The sequence below is a fragment of the Streptomyces sp. Tu 3180 genome, assembly GCF_009852415.1.
Lineage (GTDB): Bacteria > Actinomycetota > Actinomycetes > Streptomycetales > Streptomycetaceae > Streptomyces.
Window position 1 is genome coordinate 393,864 of the sequence record NZ_WOXS01000002.1, and the last position, 13,175, is coordinate 407,038.

The following is a 13,175-nucleotide window of genomic DNA, read 5'->3' on the forward strand; positions in this document are numbered from 1 at the left end:
GGATTGATTCCCTTCAGCCCGCGCCGGTCACTCGGCGGAGTCGGAGGCCCGGCGCACGCCGTCCATGACCTGCTCGGGCGACTTGCTGCCGCTGATGAGGGCCTCGCCGCCGGCCAGCCACGCGTCGGCGACCTCCGGCGCGGTGACCATGTCCAGCCAGCCGGCGAGCCGCGGGGCCTCATTGACCAGGTCGATCCCCTCCTGGACGGCCTTGCTGGACGTCTGCGGCGTCACCGCGCCGACCACGGTGCTCGGCTGACCGTAGGGCGGCGCGGACAGGGTCCTCGCGTGGGCGGTGCTCGTCACGAACTTCATGAAGTCGACGGCGAGAGCCGCGCGCGGCGACCGGGCGTTGACGAAGTACCCCTCGGGCGCGCCCTCGACGACCTTCGGGTTTCCCTTGGCCTCGGCGGCGGCGGGCAGCGGGAAGATGCCCAGGTTCCCGGGCTTGAGCATGCCGCCGGAGGTGGTGTTGTCGAATTCCAGGATCTCCTGGTAGTACATGGCGGCCTTCCCCTGCCCGAAGGCCTCCTGTGCCGAGGTGTAGAGGACGCCGTTGGTGCCGCGTCCGGTGTCGGTGCAGTCGGACACCAGGGTCTTGAACTGCTTGAGGGCGACCAGGTAGCCCGGGTCGTCCCAGGTGGCGGTCTTCGGGTCGTAGTCGGCCTCGCGGACGTCGGTCGGCACGTTGTGGGCGAAGAGCTGCTGGAGGTAGTGCAGGGCGGGCCAGCCGTCCTTGTTGCCGAAGGCGATGGGCTCGTAGCCGGCTTCCCGCAGGTCCGGGCAGGCGGCGATCAGCTCTTCGAAGGTCTTCGGCACGTCGACGCCGGCCTTGTCGAAGGCAGACTTGTTGTAGCCCATGAACTTGCCGTTGTTGTACAGCGGGACGCCGTAGTAGCGGCCGTCGTGGGCGAACGCCGACAGCGCCGACTCACCGAAGGTCCTGCCCCACGCGGTGTCGGGGCCGATCACCTGGGTGAGGTCCGCCGCGCGGCCTCCGCGGATGAAGTTCTCCGCCCAGTTGCCCGTCCAGGTGAAGTAGATGTCGGGCAGGGCGTCCGACGCGGTGAGCGTCTTGGTCTTGTCCTTGATGCTCTGGTCGGTCTCCTGGATCAGCTCGACGTTCACCTCGGGGTGCTTGCGCTCGTACGCGGCGGCGAGGTCTTCGAAGTAGGGCTCCAGGGGCTCGCCGGCGAACTTGGTGAGGATGCTCAGGGTGCCGGAGTGCTCCGGCTTCGCGGTCACGTCGGCCACGGGACCCTTCGCCGGTCCGGCGAAGCAGCCGGTGAGGGCGAGTGCCGAGGCCCCGAGGAGTGCCGCGGACCGCGTCAGTGCACGTGTGCGCATGGGCGTCCTTTCGTCGATGGGAGGGCCCGCCGAAGGCGCGGGCGCGTCGGATCCGCTGCGGGGTGTCCGGGGGACGGCCGCTGGCGTGCGGCGACTGTACAGAGAATCTGATACCGGTACCAGAGCCGGAGCGAAGATCTTCTGCGGAAAGGCGTGAGGGTATGCCGCAGCGCGACTGCTCCCCTCCGCGCGGATTGATGAAACAGCAGATCAGAGCGCTTGTCGGGTGGGCCGCACGCCTGCGGGAGCCTCACCGCTGTTGACGCCGTCGATGCGCTGTGTCAGCGTGTGGCCCGCGTGATACCGGTATCAGGTCGCTCAGCGCCGCCGGCCGCACCCGTTCCCGAAAGGACGCGAAGATGCTCGGATTCGATGAGCCGGAATTCCTCTCCCAGCTGGCGAGCACGGTGGCCCTGCGCCCCCGGATCGAGGAACTCGCCGACCGCCTCACGGACGACGGCTTCGACAACCTCTTCCTCGTCGGTGCCGGCGGCACCTACGCCCAGATGTGGCCGTACGAACAGCTCGCCCGCCGCACCTCGACGCTGCCCGTCCACGCCGTCATCGCGGCGGAGCTGGTCACCGGGGCGGAGGCGACGCTCGGTGAGCGCTCGGTCGCCGTCTTCACCTCGGTGTCGGGCACCACCGAGGACAGCCTCCGGGCCATCGAGTACTGCAAGGCGAGGGGGGTTCGCACCGTCGGGTTCACGGGCTACGCCGAGTCCCCCGTCGCCCGGAGCGTGGACGTGGCCCTCGTCTCCGAGCCGAAGGCCTGGCCCTTCGACCCGCAGATGCTGCTGCTCATGGGGCGGCTGCTCGCGCGCCGGGGCGAGTTCGAGGGGTACGACAAGCTCGCCGGTGAACTCGCCGGACTGCCCGGCGTCCTGCTCGACGTGGCACGGCGGGCCGAGTCGACGGCCGCCGCCTTCGCCGAGGCCCACAAGGACACCGACTACCACTTCCTGGTCGGCGGCGGAAACCTGTGGGGGTTCACCTACCTGTACTCCATGTGCATCCTCGAGGAGATGCAGTGGCTGCGCACCACCCGCGTGCACAGCGCCGAGTTCTTCCACGGCTCCCTGGAACTCCTCGAAGAGGACACGAGCGTGCTCGTCTTCCAGGGAGAGGACGAGACCCGCGCCCTCACCGACCGGGTCGAGGCCTTCGCCAAGCGCATCTCCCGCGACGTGACCGTCTTCGACACCCGCGACTACCCGCTGCCCGGCGTCAGTCCCGAGTTCCGCGGCCTGCTCGCACCGCTGGTGCTCGACACCGTCATGGGCCGGGTCAGCAAGCACCTGGAGAGGGTGCGCGGACACTCGCTCGACCTGCGCCGCTACTACCGCGTCATGGACTACTGAGACACGCGGCCGGCCGCTGCCGCACCGGGGAAGGACCCCGGCGGCAGCGGCCGGCGCGACCCGGTGCGGCGCCCTCGTCCCGCCCGGGAGCTGCGGCGCACGACCGTCGTCTCGCTTCCGCCGTCTTGCTTCCGCACGGTCCGCAGTCCGCAGTTCGCACCCGCCGCCCGGCACCGAGTCCGGTGCCGGGCGCCCGTCCGTGCCCCCGCCCCGTGGCGTGCCGGGCCAGCGCACAGGAGAACCCATGAGAGTCCTTGGCTTCGGCGACAACATCGTCGACCGGTTCGTCGACCGCGGCGTCGACTACCCGGGCGGCAACAGCGTGAACGTGGCCGTCTACGCCAGACGCCTCGGCCTGGAGGCGGCGTACCTCGGAGTGTTCGGCGACGACGCCCTCGGCCGCTTCCTGCGCGAGGCCATCGCCGACACCGGGGTGGCCGTCGACCACTGCGCCGTGCGCGACGGCGAGAGCGGCGTGTCCACCCTCCGGGTCGACTCCGGCGACCGTGTCTTCCTCGGCTGGAACGGAGGCGGCGTCACCGTGCGCGAGCCGCTGGTCCTCGACAGCGGTCTGCTCGCCTACGTGTCCTCCTTCGACCTGGTGCACTCCAGCGTGTACTCGGGCAGCGAGGGCGAACTGCCCAAGCTCGCCGGTCTCGAGACGCTCACGACCTTCGACCTGTCCAGCGAGGAGGAGTACCGCACGCCCGGCTACCTGGACCGGGTCTGCCCGTACGCCGACCTCGTGCTGCTGTCCTGCTCCCACCTGGACGAGACGGCCACCCGCGACCTGCTGGCCGAGGCGGTGCGGCGCGGCGCCGGACTCGCCCTCGCCACCCGAGGCGCCGAGGGCGCCGTCGCCCACGACGGCCGCACGACCGTGGCGGCGCCTGCCCGCCCCCTGGACAGCGGGGCACCCCTCGTCGACACGATGGGCTGCGGTGACGCCTTCCTCGCCGGTTTCGTGGTCTCGCTGCTGCGCGCGGGATGGCGGAGACCGACCCCGCCCGACCGTCACCAGCTGGAACGCGCGCTGCACGACGGCGCGGACGCCGCCCACGACCAGTGCTTCACCGAGGCGGCATTCGGCCGTGGCCGGCCCACCGGCTGTGTCTAGCATGTGGACAGCCGTCGATCACGAGAAGCGAGGTACCGAGCGATGTCAGGAGAGCGGCCCCGCCCGTCGGCGTCCCCGACGATCTCCGAGGTGGCCGCGGAGGCCGGTGTCGGCCGGGCGACCGCCGCCCGCACGCTCGGCGGATACGGATACGTCAGCCCGGAGCTGAAGGAGCGGGTGCTCGCCGCGGCCGAGAAGCTCGGCTATCGCGCGAACGCGCTGGCCCGCAGCATGTCGACAGGGGTGACCCACACCCTCGGGGTCATCGTCGCGGACATCGGCAACCCGTTCTTCGCGGGTGTCGTACGCGGCATCTGCGACACCTCCCGCGCCCGCGGATTCGACACGCTGGTCGTCAGTACGTACGAGAGGCTCGACGAGGAGGTGGCGGCGGCCAACGTCCTCATCGACAAGCGCGTCGACGGCATGATCGTCGCGTCGGCGGCGGTCGACCGCTCCTCGGTGGGCCACATCCGCACGGCCCTCGACCGCGGAATCCCGGTGGTCCTCGTCGACCGCGCGGTGCCCTCGCTCGATCTGGACGCCGTCGTCATCGACAACCGGGACGCGGCGCGCGAGGCGGTGGAGAAGCTCATCGCGGCCGGTCACCGGCGTATCGGATTCGTCTGGGGCCCACCGGTGGACAAGGCTCCCGCGACCCGCCGGGAACTGATCGCCGCCGCGTCCCGCAATCTGTGGACCGACGGGGAGCGCCTGCGCGGATACCTCGACGCGCTCGACGACGCGGGCATCCCCTTCGACCCCGAACTGGTGATGGTCGGGCCGAAGGTGGAGGAGCGGGCGGCCCGGGAGGTCGCCCGGATGCTCGACCTCCCCGACCGCGTCACCGCGCTGTTCTGCACCGAGACCGACGGCGTCACCGGTGCACTGCGGGCCATCCGCGCGCGGGAGTTGTCGTGCCCCGGTGATGTGTCCCTGATCGGGTTCGACGACAGCGCCTGGGCCGCGGTCATGGTGCCACCGCTGACCATGATCGAGCAGCCGGTGCACCGGCTCGGGTCCACGGCCGCCGAGGTGCTGCTCGACGTCCTCGCGGGAGCCGAGCCCCGCCGGGAGATGCACACCCTGCGCACCCGTCTTGTGGACCGTTCGTCGGTGGCGGCGCCGCCCGGCCGGGCGTGAGGGCTTGGTAGTCCGGCCGTAGACCGTTATGTGCCCTGGTCCTGGGGCTGTCCGCCACTGGCGGAAACTCAGGTGGCCCCAGCGCACGATCTGGGTGGGGTCGGGCGATGCCCGAGCTGAAGCGGCTGCATGCCGGCCGCGCCCCGGCGGTCCTGGCCTTCGAGCCGGCGAACCGCACCTGCTTCGCTGCCTCGATCCCCGACCGCGGCGACGACTTCTTCGACCGGTCATGAACGCGTCGTCGACCATGACTCATTTACGCACTGTGCGGACCCGCGGCTCTCACTACCCTGCCCTTGCAGAGTCTTCACAGGGGGAGGAACCATGCAGACCACCGAACGGCGCCGGCGCGTCGGGACGGCGCGGCGCGCCCTGTCAGCCCTGAGGCGTCCCCTGGTCAGGGGCGCGGCCACCGTCGCCTCCCTCGCCGTCGGGTCGACCGCTCTGGTGGGGTTCGGCTCGCCCGCGTACGCGGCCACCGCATGCGGTGCTCAGGTTTCCAAGCAGCTGGTCGCCCACATGGACGGTTACAGCTTCAACGTCAGTCACGTCCAGTACTGTCCGATCTGGAAATCGAATACGCCTGTGTACAACAAGCCCTACACCACCAGACAAGTCGTGGGCGACCTTGTGTACGCCGGCAGCAGCAACTGGTTCGTCTGCCGTTCGAGCAGCTACACGGACACCTATTCGGCGTACGGGTACAGCTCGAAGGACTGGGCGATCACCATGGCCGACAACGGCAGATGGGGCTGGGTGCCGGCGGTTTACTTCAACGGCTCCGAGAACTATTGGGCCGGTTTGCGTCAGTGCACGACGTACGAGTACCCGTGATCGTCACGACGGTGGCGTAGTTCGGCGGCCCGTCTCGCCGACGCACGATCGTCCACGTGGCGGTCGGCATGCGCAACGCGCCGTCCCCGGCAGCTCCGCCGTGGGGGACGAGGCCCTGCCACACCCGAACGAGTGGCTGTGACCAGCGCGGTCGGAACACCCTCGGTGATCAGGACATCGGGAGCGGTCGTGTCCGCCGGCCCCGGGGGCTCAACCGGTCGATCTCGGCGAGCACGCGGTCCACATGCGGACGGACCTGTGCCTGCAGCGTCTCGCTCCAGCTCTCCTCGGAGTAACGGCAGTTGAGATAGAGCTGCCTGGCGTGCTCGAGCACGGGGCGGTGTTCGGGAGGGAGCCGGGCGAGGGCCCAGTCGGCGGCGGCGTCCTTCGGCCTGATCCGGCCGGTGCCGAGCGTGGTCCAGATGCGCGCGAAGGTCAGCAGGACGTTGCGGGTGTCGCCGTCCAGGTCGTCGAGCAGCTCGGGGATACCCGCCACGCTCGCCCGGACCAGGTCGGAGTGCGGGACGGGGCCGAGGACCTGTGTCGGCCGCGGGCCGGCGAGGGGGCAGTCGCCGGTCAGCGCCATCGTGATCAGCAGGGCCAGATCGGGCATCGGCTCCGGCCGGGGGACCTGCCCGGCCTCGTACTCGGCGCGCAGCCACTCGCCGTACAGGAAGTCGCAGGTCGGAGGGTACCGCCATGGCTGGACCCCGGACTGGACGACCACGGTGAGCTCGACCGGGCGGGCCCCCTTCCGGGAGCCGGAGATCTCCAGCAGACCACCGAGGAGCGCCCGTCGTTCCCGCTCGTCCATCGACCTCCGGGAGACGAGCAGTACGTCCACGTCGCTGGCTGGTCTGAGGCCTCCGAGTACGGAAGACCCGTGAAGGTAGGCGCCGACGAGATCCCCGCCCAGCACACCACCGGCCAGTCCCGCGATCTCCTGAAGCTGATTCACCACGCCAGTGTCTCCCGTCGTCCGGTCCGACTGCAGTGCAGTCTCCGACGCCCGCTGGGCCTCGGTCCAACCGGTCTTCACCGCCTGGCGGGCCAGGCGAACCGGGCCCGGCACGGTGGCCCGGGCGCACGATCTGCGGGAGATCGTCACCGTGGTTCCGTACGTCAACCGCACCGGCATCCCGTGGGAACACCTGCCGCATGACTTCCCGGAGATCCCGGGCGACGGTCCACCGGGCGGTGGCTGACAGGACGTCCGCGAGCTGAGGGGTGTTCCGCACCGACCTGGCGAATCGAAACGGACATGCCGCCACAACGGCACGAACGCCGATCGGGTGCTCTCAAGCGGCGTCCAGGTCGGTGTGCAGCAGGTGGTGGTCCGAGTGCGGGGTGGGCTGCACGCGGTGCCTGAGCGGGACGACGCCCCGCAGGAAAACGTAGTCGAACTTGCTCTGCCAGTCGGTGGTCGGCTTGCAGGTGCCGGTGGGCGACGGATGGCACTGGGGGTCTGTGTCCGCGGCCAGTGCCCACATCCCGGCGAGTTCGGGGGCGTCCGGCACGGCGTTGAAGTCGCCGAGGACGATCGCGCGGTCGTGCCGGGCGACGGCTGCGGCGAGCACGCCGACCTGCTCCGCCCGGACCGCCTCTTGACGTCGTTGGGCGAGGTGGGTGTTGAAGACCCGGACGGACCGGCCGCCCACGGTGGTGGTGACTGCCATGTACCCACGGTCTTCGGATCCGCCGTCGGGGTACTCCACGCTGACGAGGTCCTTCATCGGTGCCACCGAGAGAACCGCCTGGCCGTAGGCCCCCGGATTCCACGGCACTCCCCCACAGCGGCTCCAGCTCTGGAGAACCGTCCCGTACTCGACGTGGTAAACCAGCCCGTGCAGGTTCTCCAGATAGTCCCGGATCCTCTCGACGTCACGCACGCACGCTTCCTGCACGCCGACGACCTGGGGCGCATACGCGGCGATCTCCGCTGCCCGGTCGGCGTCGCTTTCCTCGCAGGGGTTGCAGAGGTTCCACGTCATGACCCTGTTCGGCACGACGTCCCTGACGGCTTCGACGGGCAGTGACCTGGCGAAGGGGGCGCCGCCCGGTGCACTGGGGCCGACGAGCACCGTGCAGGCCACGATCAAGGCGCCTGCGAGCAAACGCGTGCTCCTGCCGAGCACCATCGCCTCCCCCAAGTGGATACCGGTGGCATCTGACATTTTCATGTAAGAGGTTATGGGATCAGCTGGAGACGCACGTCGTGTCGGCGGTGCTCGGCTGAGTGGTCGGCGGGGCTGTCGCCGACGCGGTCGCACTCCGCGAGGGTTCCGTCCAGCAGCACGACATCCGGATCGTTCTCCCGCGGGACCTCCAGCAGGTCCGGGGCGCGGGCGGCCGGCAGGCGGACCACCGCCGTGACGTGGATGCGTACCTGGGCGGTTCCCACCGGGGTGCCGGACCCTGCCGCGATCCGCACGAGTGTGTCGTGCGTACGCAGGTGCACCGGGGCGATCAACGGGATTTCCGCGCCGACGGGTTGGGACTCCACTCTCTTTGCGGCCCTCAGCGGCCCGGGAGAAGTCCCGGGCGTTCACGCCGCGGAGCCAAGGGCTGGCTCCCTGATCCGGGTCTGAGATCATCGTTCGGCCACACGGCAGCGGGCGCACGACCAGGCGCTCCCAAGTCGAGGAGAAGGTGCCTGTGCACAGCGTCATACGACGCGCGTTGATGTTCGTCGTCCTGTCGGCCGTCTCCGCGGCCACCACGGCCTGCGGCCCAGCAGCCGGATCCACCAGCGAGTCCCGGCCCTCCCCGGCAGGACAACGACCGCTGACCAAGGCGCAACTGGCGGAGGCGCTGCCCGACGGCGGCGAGCTCCCCGGTTTCACCACGGTGCCTCAGAGCATGGCCCTCCTGGAAGCCGAGGACGTCGTCACGGCGGACCGGCCCTCATGCCGTCCGATCGCCGACATGATGAGCGTGCGCCCGAAGCACCCGCGCAAGGCAGTGGTCTGGGCGACCATGAAGCCCGACGGCGCGGCCCCCGAGGCGGCACCCGGCAGTGTGACCCTGACCAGCCACACCGGCCAGGACGCCGAGACCTGGATGGCGGAGCTCAGGGAAGCCCTGACGGAGTGCCGCGGGTTCACCGCCCGCTCTCAGCGAGGCTGGACCCACCGCTTCAGCGTACGGCCCCTGGCCGCGGCGAGGACCGGGGACGACTCCGTCACATACCTCCTGACCAATGTCCTCTCCCCCGACGGGAAGGGAAATGTCATGACCGTCGTCCGCACCGGGGGCGTCTTCGCCACCTATCTCATGAACGAGGACGCAGAGGTGCCCGTCCCGGTACCGGCCTCCGTCGCGAGCCGGCAGCACAAGAAACTGCGAGCCGCCGCAGCACGGCGTTGACCCCTCCGGTGGGGTGGGAAGCGATCGCCGTCCATGTCCGCCGGCACCCTTCCCGCGTCGATCAGGCCTGCCAGGTCCTCCGGGCGCGCACCGTTGCGGCCGCTTCACGCTCGTCGCGTGGCCTGCGGAACGCGAAGGCCGCAGCCACCCCGCCCAGCAGTCCGAAGAGATGCCCCTGCCAGCTGATCCCGGCAGTCGTCGGCAGGACGCCCCACAGGAGCGACCCGTAGACCACGGCGACGAGAGCGCCCACGGCGATGTCGCCGGCGCGGCGATCCACGAAGCCGCGTGCCAGCAGGTAGCCGAAGAGACCGAAGACGACACCGGACGCACCCCCGGTCGTGGAGTGTGCGGGCGCCGTCAGCCACACTCCCAGGCCGCCGGCGAGGACGATCACCACGACGACGGCGAGGAACCGGCGCATGCCGGACAGCGCGGCGAGGAAGCCGAGGATCAGCAGCGGCACGCTGTTCGCGGCGAGGTGGTCGAAGCCGAAGTGCACGAAGGCGGCGGGCACGACGTCCCGCAGTTCGCCCGGTCGACGCGGGCTGACGCCGAAGGTGTCCAGGGCGTGACCGCTCGCCGTGTCGACGGCCTCGAGCACCCACAGCAGAGTGACCCAGCCGGCCATCAGAAGACAGGCGGTCCTGGCTCGCTCACGGCGCGACCGGGGCGCGGGTCGAACGACGTCGTGCGATCCGTAGGGGGATTCGGGGCCGTACTGCGATCCGTACCTCATGAGACTTCCTGGTTCTCCCGGTGTACCGCTCAACGCCGGGAGGGAGGGCTTGGTTCCCGCTCTGCGGGCAGTCCGGGCGCGGGTGTCGCGCACACGGTGGCCGCCCCCGTCCGCGGCCGACGGTGGCGCCGTACGCCCTCCGGTCAGTTGCCTCTCCCCCTCTCCCCCTCGCCTCCTCGCATCAGCCGGGCCGGTGAGGCAGGCGCGCCGGCGGTCCGCGGGCTCCCGGGCGGTTCGTCCCGGACGTGCGGGTGCGCGTTTCGGGGTATATGAATGAAATTCCTTCATAGGCGTGGATGAGGGATGTGGACGCAGATGCGCGAGCTCTCCGGTGCCGTCGGGGGCCGCCGCCCGGCTGCCGGCACACCGCTGCGCGGACGGGTCGCCGTCGTGACCGGCGCCGCGCGCGGAATCGGGGAAGCCCTGTCCCAGCGCCTGTCCGATGCCGGCATGCTCGTCGCGCTGCTCGGCCGTGAGGAGGAGACCCTGTGCCGGGCGGCCGAGTCACTGCCGAACCGGAGCTTCTGCGTCGAAGCCGACGTCACCGACCGAACCGCTCTCGAGAGCGCCGCCCGGCGGGTGGAGAGCGAGCTGGGCCCGGCGAGTGTGGTGGTGGCCAATGCCGGCATCGCGGCCGGGGGCCCGTTCGGCAGCACCCCGGCCGACCTGTGGCAGCGGGTCGTCGACGTCAATCTCGTCGGATCCGCCAATACCGCCAGGGCCTTCCTTCCGCAGCTCACCCGCACCCGTGGCTATTTCCTCCAGATCGCCTCCACGGCCGCCTTCGGCTCCGCCCCCATGATGAGCGCCTACTGCGCCTCCAAAGCCGGCGCCGAATCCTTCGCCCAGGCACTGCGTGGCGAGGTCGAACCCGACGGGGTCGCCGTCGGCGTCGCCTACCTCCACTGGACGGGCACCGACATGGTCGCCGGCATCGACGACCATCCCGTCCTGCAGGCCCTGCGGCGGAACCAGCCCCGCTTCGCGCGGCGGGTCCACAGCCCCGCCCAGGTCGCCGACTGGCTCACCACCGGCATCACCCGCCGCTCCCACCACGTCTACGCACCTCCTTGGCTCCGCTGGTGCCAGCCCCTGCGGCCGCTCTTCCCCCTGGTCGTCGCCCGAGTCGCCCGGCGCGAGCTGAGGACCCACCCCCGCAGCGAGCTGTCGGCCCAGGTGGGCGTCCTGGGCGCCGGCGGTCGCGCCGACTGGGACTCCCACCTGTCCGCCGGCCGCCCCTCCGGCAGCCGGTAGGCCGCGCGAGTGCCCAGGGCGTCCCGCACGGCTCGCCCGGCAGCCACGGCCGTCGATCCGGTGCGGCCGTCCGGCGAGGCGGCGGCGGCTCCTCGCCGTGCATCCGGCCGGACCGCGGCCGGCCGCCGCCTGCCGGTGGCGCCGCCGGGTCCGGCGCTCACTGGTCCCCGGCGAGGCGTCGCTGTTCGAGGTAGATGCCGGTGAAGACCGCGACCTTGGCGCGCAGGACCCAGGGGTCGAAGGGTTTGCTGATGTAGTCGACCGCGCCGGCGGCGTAGCCGCGGGCGGAGTGTTCGGGATCGGCGCCCATGGCGGTGAGGAAGATGATGGGGACGTCGTGGGTGCGGGGACGCCGTTTGATGTGGGCAGCGGTCTCGTAGCCGTCCATGTCGGGCATCTGGACGTCCATGATGATCACGGCGAAGTCGTCGTGGTCGAGGAGCGCCTTGAGGGCTTCGCGTCCGGAGGACACGGCGACCAGTTCCTGGTCGAGGGTGGACAGGACCGCGGTCATGGCCAGCAGGTTGTCCGGCTGATCGTCGACGATGAGGACCTTGGGCATGGCCCGCGGGACCACCGGTGCCACAGCGGCGACGGTCTGGACCTGTTCCACCGCCTCCAGCTGTCGCTCCAGCAGGGTGCACCGTTGTTCGGCTTCGTCGCGCTGTTTCTGCGCCTCGTGGAGCTGGACGGACAGGCGGGTGACTTCGTCCTGAAGCCGGTCGCGTTCGTGCAGCAGGTCGGTGACGCCGGGGTTGGCGGCGGCCAGGCGTTCGGCTCGTTCGCGCTCCGCGCTCCACTCCGCCTCCAGCTGGTTCAGGCGCACTTCCAGGTCGGCGATGCGGTGCTTGCGGTCCAGCAGCGCGTCGCCCAGCGCGTCGCCGCGGGCGGTGGAGCGGCGGGACACCCGGTCGGCTTCGGCGAGCTGCTGCTCGAGCACTTCGACCGCGTGGCGGGGTGAGGCGCTGGTTTCGACGGCCGCCCGGTGCAGGCGGCGCACCAGCTCGATGGCGTCCGGGGTGGCGGCCGTGCCCCGGTGTTCGGCGACGTCGGTGAACAGGTCCATCACCACTTCCCACGGCGGGATGCGACTGCCGCTGAGGTAACGGGAGAAGGTGCCGGCGTCGCGCACGCGGCGGGCCGCGTAGCGGCGAACCGAGACCTGCAGGCCCTCGAACAGCTCTCGCAGCGCCATGGCCAGCGCCCGCGATTCCGGTGTCAGGTCCTGGGCGAGAGGACGCAGCTCACCCATGGGTGTTCCCGCCCTTCGCCCCGGCCTCGCGCACGGCCGGCCTGCGGTGGCCGGCGTCCGGGGCGATCGCCTGGTTGAACACCGGCAAGGCCCCGCCCGCGGCGGTGAGCCCGGTGAGCACGCCGGCCGCTGTCCCGTTACCGGCCAGCACCGACAACAGGCCGGCACCGACACCGGCCAACGCCGCCAGTAACAGCACCAGCGCCGCCCTCACCGACACAAGCGAACGGTCCATCGAACCTGCCCTTCCTCACCCCGCCGGACGCCGGCGGAACAGCGCGCCCCGGATGGGCACGCCTTGCGACACGCCACACAATGACGGCAGGTGAATCCGTTGCGCCAGGCAACCGACGAACCGGCAACATCCACGGTCCGTTGCCGTCCCCGCCCGGCCGTCCGCAACACTGCCGGTCCGCAGGTCGGAAGCGGTCCGGTGGGGGGTGTTGCGGCAACACCCGCGGCTGTGGTGCCGACGTCCCGCCCCGGCGCACGGCACCGCCCGGTGGAGCCGTCTTCCGGACGGGGAGGCCGGTGCCGACGTACCGGAAGCCGTCGACGCCGGTGAGACGGCCGGCTTCCGGGGACGCTCGTGCCACCGCCGGTGTGGGCGGTGAACTCCGCCGGCGCGGCGGTGCCGAGGCCGAACACGGTCACACGGCCTCCGCACGCGGGTGACCGCGGAATCGGCCGCCGGGCGACGTGCCGAACGGGGTGGTCCGGCCGTCGGCGGGGGCTCCGCCCGGACCCGTGGCGAAGTCGTCG

General features: G+C 71.1%; 13 protein-coding genes and 2 pseudogenes. 8 read left to right on the top strand and 7 right to left on the bottom strand.

The features are described from left to right. Window positions 1-27: 27 nt before the first annotated feature. Complete coding sequence (locus tag GL259_RS38470) at window positions 28-1,347, bottom strand: extracellular solute-binding protein (RefSeq protein WP_159528943.1); 1,320 nt, start codon at window positions 1,345-1,347, stop codon at window positions 28-30. A gap of 359 nt (window positions 1,348-1,706) precedes the next feature. Between GL259_RS38470 and GL259_RS03130 the strand changes: the two genes are divergently transcribed. The 5 genes and pseudogenes from GL259_RS03130 (at window position 1,707) to GL259_RS03150 (ending at window position 5,802) form a co-directional block, all read left to right on the top strand. After that, the gene (locus GL259_RS03130; protein ID WP_159528945.1) at window positions 1,707-2,708 is read left to right on the top strand and encodes an SIS domain-containing protein; all 1,002 of its coding nucleotides are present in this window, start codon (window positions 1,707-1,709) and stop codon (window positions 2,706-2,708) included. A gap of 244 nt (window positions 2,709-2,952) precedes the next feature. Beyond that, entirely contained in the window at window positions 2,953-3,825 is an 873-nt protein-coding gene (locus GL259_RS03135) for a PfkB family carbohydrate kinase (RefSeq protein ID WP_159528947.1), read from the top strand. 42 nt (window positions 3,826-3,867) lie between these two features. Further along, entirely contained in the window at window positions 3,868-4,968 is a 1,101-nt protein-coding gene (locus GL259_RS03140) for a LacI family DNA-binding transcriptional regulator (protein WP_159528949.1), read from the top strand. A gap of 107 nt (window positions 4,969-5,075) precedes the next feature. After that, window positions 5,076-5,195, top strand: a pseudogene (locus GL259_RS03145) (GNAT family N-acetyltransferase); the annotation flags it as partial. Between the two features lie 97 nt (window positions 5,196-5,292). Beyond that, entirely contained in the window at window positions 5,293-5,802 is a 510-nt protein-coding gene (locus tag GL259_RS03150) for a hypothetical protein (RefSeq protein ID WP_159528951.1), read from the top strand. 169 nt (window positions 5,803-5,971) lie between these two features. On the opposite strand, the gene GL259_RS03155 is transcribed toward GL259_RS03150, so the two are convergent. Then, entirely contained in the window at window positions 5,972-6,760 is a 789-nt protein-coding gene (locus GL259_RS03155; RefSeq protein WP_159528953.1) for an aminoglycoside adenylyltransferase family protein, read from the bottom strand. A gap of 7 nt (window positions 6,761-6,767) precedes the next feature. Here GL259_RS03155 and GL259_RS03160 point away from each other — a divergent pair, with 7 nt between their 5' ends. Beyond that, on the top strand, window positions 6,768-7,007 hold the full coding sequence (locus GL259_RS03160; protein WP_208026417.1) for a transposase: 240 nt from the start codon (window positions 6,768-6,770) through the stop codon (window positions 7,005-7,007). Window positions 7,008-7,100: 93 nt separating this feature from the next. Here GL259_RS03160 and GL259_RS03165 read toward each other — a convergent pair whose 3' ends face one another. Next, window positions 7,101-7,940 (bottom strand): endonuclease/exonuclease/phosphatase family protein, encoded by an 840-nt coding sequence (locus tag GL259_RS03165; RefSeq protein ID WP_159538322.1) that lies wholly within the window; start codon window positions 7,938-7,940, stop codon window positions 7,101-7,103. 56 nt (window positions 7,941-7,996) lie between these two features. After that, window positions 7,997-8,272 (bottom strand): annotated as a pseudogene (locus GL259_RS03170) (IS5/IS1182 family transposase); the annotation flags it as partial. Between the two features lie 185 nt (window positions 8,273-8,457). Between GL259_RS03170 and GL259_RS03175 the strand changes: the two are divergent. Further along, on the top strand, window positions 8,458-9,168 hold the full coding sequence (locus GL259_RS03175) for a hypothetical protein (protein WP_159528957.1): 711 nt from the start codon (window positions 8,458-8,460) through the stop codon (window positions 9,166-9,168). Window positions 9,169-9,229: 61 nt separating this feature from the next. Here GL259_RS03175 and GL259_RS03180 read toward each other — a convergent pair whose 3' ends face one another. Continuing rightward, window positions 9,230-9,799: a rhomboid family intramembrane serine protease gene (locus GL259_RS03180; RefSeq protein ID WP_243762227.1), complete on the bottom strand. Its 570-nt coding sequence runs from the start codon at window positions 9,797-9,799 to the stop codon at window positions 9,230-9,232. A gap of 423 nt (window positions 9,800-10,222) precedes the next feature. On the opposite strand from GL259_RS03180, the gene GL259_RS03185 reads away from it, so the two are divergent. After that, window positions 10,223-11,161, top strand: a complete 939-nt coding sequence (locus GL259_RS03185; protein WP_159528961.1) for an SDR family oxidoreductase — start codon at window positions 10,223-10,225, stop codon at window positions 11,159-11,161. 157 nt (window positions 11,162-11,318) lie between these two features. On the opposite strand, the gene GL259_RS03190 is transcribed toward GL259_RS03185, so the two are convergent. Beyond that, entirely contained in the window at window positions 11,319-12,413 is a 1,095-nt protein-coding gene (locus tag GL259_RS03190) for a response regulator (RefSeq protein ID WP_159528963.1), read from the bottom strand. Further along, window positions 12,406-12,648: a hypothetical protein gene (locus tag GL259_RS03195; protein ID WP_159528965.1), complete on the bottom strand. Its 243-nt coding sequence runs from the start codon at window positions 12,646-12,648 to the stop codon at window positions 12,406-12,408. Before GL259_RS03195 ends, GL259_RS03190 begins: the two co-directional genes overlap by 8 nt. Window positions 12,649-13,175 lie beyond the last annotated feature (527 nt).

What these genes read in the sequence shown, in the direction of transcription:
- GL259_RS03180 (WP_243762227.1), bottom strand. Translation starts at nt 9,799, where the DNA reads ATGGCCGGCTGGGTCACTCTGCTGTGGGTGCTCGAGGCCGTCGACACG.
- GL259_RS03165 (WP_159538322.1), bottom strand. Translation starts at nt 7,940, where the DNA reads ATGGTGCTCGGCAGGAGCACGCGTTTGCTCGCAGGCGCCTTGATCGTG.
- GL259_RS03195 (WP_159528965.1), bottom strand. Translation starts at nt 12,648, where the DNA reads ATGGACCGTTCGCTTGTGTCGGTGAGGGCGGCGCTGGTGCTGTTACTG.
- GL259_RS03150 (WP_159528951.1), top strand. Translation starts at nt 5,293, where the DNA reads ATGCAGACCACCGAACGGCGCCGGCGCGTCGGGACGGCGCGGCGCGCC.
- GL259_RS03190 (WP_159528963.1), bottom strand. Translation starts at nt 12,413, where the DNA reads ATGGGTGAGCTGCGTCCTCTCGCCCAGGACCTGACACCGGAATCGCGG.
- GL259_RS38470 (WP_159528943.1), bottom strand. Translation starts at nt 1,347, where the DNA reads ATGCGCACACGTGCACTGACGCGGTCCGCGGCACTCCTCGGGGCCTCG.
- GL259_RS03185 (WP_159528961.1), top strand. Translation starts at nt 10,223, where the DNA reads ATGCGCGAGCTCTCCGGTGCCGTCGGGGGCCGCCGCCCGGCTGCCGGC.
- GL259_RS03130 (WP_159528945.1), top strand. Translation starts at nt 1,707, where the DNA reads ATGCTCGGATTCGATGAGCCGGAATTCCTCTCCCAGCTGGCGAGCACG.
- GL259_RS03135 (WP_159528947.1), top strand. Translation starts at nt 2,953, where the DNA reads ATGAGAGTCCTTGGCTTCGGCGACAACATCGTCGACCGGTTCGTCGAC.
- GL259_RS03140 (WP_159528949.1), top strand. Translation starts at nt 3,868, where the DNA reads ATGTCAGGAGAGCGGCCCCGCCCGTCGGCGTCCCCGACGATCTCCGAG.